This window comes from Secundilactobacillus silagincola, from assembly GCF_002583405.1.
In the GTDB taxonomy this organism is placed as follows: Bacteria; Bacillota; Bacilli; order Lactobacillales; family Lactobacillaceae; genus Secundilactobacillus; species Secundilactobacillus silagincola.
This window is the reverse complement of sequence record NZ_BCMJ01000043.1, coordinates 1-293: the sequence shown is the minus strand read 5'-3', so window position 1 is coordinate 293 and position 293 is coordinate 1. Positions and strand designations below refer to the sequence as shown.

Genomic DNA, 293 nt, shown 5'->3' with positions numbered 1-293 from the left:
TCCTCATCACAGCTTGTCTACCCGGTTGAAAGCATTTAACTAACAACCAGACTTGCTGCTTGAACGCACATATCCAACAGTGCGCACGGCTTAGCCTTCTGCGTCCCTCCATCGCTCAAACATATCTTACTAGTACAGGAATATCAACCTGTTGGCCATCGTCTACGCCTTGCGGCCTCGACTTAGGTCCCGACTAACCCTGGGAGGACGAGCCTTCCCCAGGAAACCTTAGTCATTCGGTGGATCAGATTCTCACTGATCTTTCGCTACTCATACCGGCATTCTCACTTCTA

1 rRNA gene is annotated in these 293 nt (G+C 50.2%); it reads right to left on the bottom strand.

Going from position 1 to position 293, the window contains the following annotated elements:
- Positions 1-293, bottom strand: a 23S ribosomal RNA gene (locus CES82_RS12130); the annotation flags it as partial.